This window comes from Actinomycetota bacterium (genome assembly GCA_036280995.1).
Lineage (GTDB): Bacteria > Actinomycetota > CALGFH01 > CALGFH01 > CALGFH01 > CALGFH01.
This window is the reverse complement of the sequence record DASUPQ010000131.1, coordinates 1-2,169: the sequence shown is the minus strand read 5'-3', so window position 1 is coordinate 2,169 and position 2,169 is coordinate 1. Positions and strand designations below refer to the sequence as shown.

Here is a 2,169-nt window from a genome sequence, read left to right as displayed (position 1 = left end):
AAGGCGGTTCTGGTGCGGTCGTCGGTGTCGGTCATCCGTTCCCCCAAGAGTCGTCGCGATCTGCGGCCACGAGGCTGGCAGGTCCCACCGACATTGCGGAACGGCCATCCACAGGGGGTGTGGGTGGAGGCGCGGCGTCTGCGCAGGTCGTCGACGGTTCTGGTCACCAGCGCCGCAGTACCATGGACAGGGCATCCCTGGCGGATGTGGTGGTCTCATGTTGTGGTTGCTCTGGTTGATCCTTGCTGTAGTCCTCGGCGTGGCGGAGTTCTTCACGCTGACGCTGGCGCTCGGCCTGCTGGCGGGCGCCGCTCTCGTCGCCTCGATCACTGCCGGCCTCGGCGCCCCGGTCCCCATCCAGCTCCTCACCTTCGCCGTCGCCGGCGGTGTCGGCCTGCTGGCGATCCGCCCGGTCGCCAAGCGGCACCTGGCGCTGCCACCGGCATCGCGTGACGGCAGCGATGCCCTGATCGGCCGTACGGCGCTGGTCACCCGGGAGGTCAGTGCAACCAGTGGGCTGGTGCACCTAGCTGGGGAGGACTGGTCGGCGCGGCCCTACGACGAGGACCTGGTGATCCCACCGGGCGTGCGGGTCGACGTACTCCAGATCGAGGGCGCCACCGCCCTGGTTCATCCGCGTGAACCGCTGCCCGAACCCCGACCCACAGAAGTGTGAGCACGATGGAACTGTTGGTGCCGATCGTGGTCATGGCGGTCCTGGTCGCCTTCGTCGTGGCCTCGGCGATCCGGATCGTCCCGCAGGCCAGGCGCTACAACATCGAACGGTTCGGCCGCTACCAGCGGACCCTGCAGCCGGGTCTGCACCTGATCATCCCGCTGGTCGACCGGGTGAACACCAAGCTCGACGTCCGCGAGACGGTCTACACCTCGGACCCGAAGCCGGTGATCACCGAGGACAACCTCGTGGTCAACATCGACACCGTCCTCTACTACCAGATCACCGACCCGCGGGCGGCGGCCTACGAGGTGAACAACTACCTGCACGCCATCGACCAGCTCACCGTCACCACCCTGCGCAACCTGATCGGGTCGTTGGACCTCGAGAGCACCCTCACCTCCCGGGAGACCATCAACACCCGGTTGCGCGAGGTGCTCGACGAGGCCACCGGCAAGTGGGGGATCCGCGTCAATCGGGTGGAGATCAAGGCGATCGACCCGCCGACCACCATCAAGGAGGCGATGGAGAAGCAGATGCGGGCCGAGCGGGACAAGCGCGCCGCGATCCTGCACGCCGAAGGGGCGCGACAGGCGCTGATCCTCACCGCAGAAGGCACCCGGAACAAGCAGATCCTGGAGGCAGAGGGCCGCCAGCAGGCGATGGTCCTCGAGGCCGACGGCGAGGCGAGGGCGCTGGAGCGGGTCTTCCAGGCGGTGCACGCCAACGACGCCGACCCGAAGGTGCTGGCCTACAAGTACCTGGAGATGCTCCCCCGCCTCGCCGAGAGTGGGAACGGCTACTTCGTGATACCGGGAGAACTCACCGAGGCGGTCAAGACCGTGACGTCCGCCTTCGCCGCAGAGCGCGGCGGGCACGGTTCCGCGGGCGCTTCGGAGGCCACACCCACTCAGGGCGTGGGACCTCCGGCTCGACCAGAGGCGCTCCCGGCCGCGGCGCAGGCAGCCGAAACGGCCGGCACCCGGATCGACCAGACGAAGGTCGAGGCCGAGCAGTCGAAACACAACATCCTGGGCTGACGGACCGGCGCACGCCCGTCCTCGGATCAACCGCCTTGGCCATCAGTTTGCGGATCCGTGTCAGACCGGCCAGGTGCGGTCGAGCAGGCGGGTGGCCTCGGCGCGGGTCAGCCCCAGCCTCCGGGCGGTCGCGACGTACGCCGTGGCGGCCTGCTCGGCCTCGGTCGAAGCCGCCGCGGAGCCGGACGCGACGAAGGTGCCGCGGCGCCCCTCGGTGACCACGACCCCGTCGGACTCGAGCTCGCGGTAGGCCCGCGCCACGGTGTTGGCGGCCAGCCCCAGCTCGGCCGCGAGCGCCCGCACGGTCGGCAGCTTGGTCCCGGCCGGCAGCTCGCCGCTGGCCGCCCGACGCGCCACCTGGCTGCGCAGCTGCTCGAAAGGCGGCTCCGTGAGCGAGGGGTCCGGCGGGTGGATCCGCATGCGTCGAGCCTAGTCGGGCACGACGCAGGAGTG

Annotated in this window: 3 protein-coding genes; 2 read left to right on the top strand and 1 reads right to left on the bottom strand. The window is 69.8% G+C overall.

Going from position 1 to position 2,169, the window contains the following annotated elements; genetic code table 11:
* Positions 1-217: 217 nt before the first annotated feature.
* Positions 218-676: an NfeD family protein gene (locus VF468_04220; protein HEX5877520.1), complete on the top strand. Its 459-nt coding sequence runs from the start codon at positions 218-220 to the stop codon at positions 674-676.
* 5 nt (positions 677-681) lie between these two features.
* Positions 682-1,716, top strand: a complete 1,035-nt coding sequence (locus VF468_04215; protein ID HEX5877519.1) for an SPFH domain-containing protein — start codon at positions 682-684, stop codon at positions 1,714-1,716.
* Positions 1,717-1,776: 60 nt separating this feature from the next.
* On the opposite strand, the gene VF468_04210 is transcribed toward VF468_04215, so the two are convergent.
* Positions 1,777-2,136, bottom strand: coding sequence for a GntR family transcriptional regulator (locus VF468_04210; GenBank protein ID HEX5877518.1), 360 nt, complete (start codon positions 2,134-2,136; stop codon positions 1,777-1,779).
* Between the last annotated feature and the right edge of the window lie 33 nt (positions 2,137-2,169).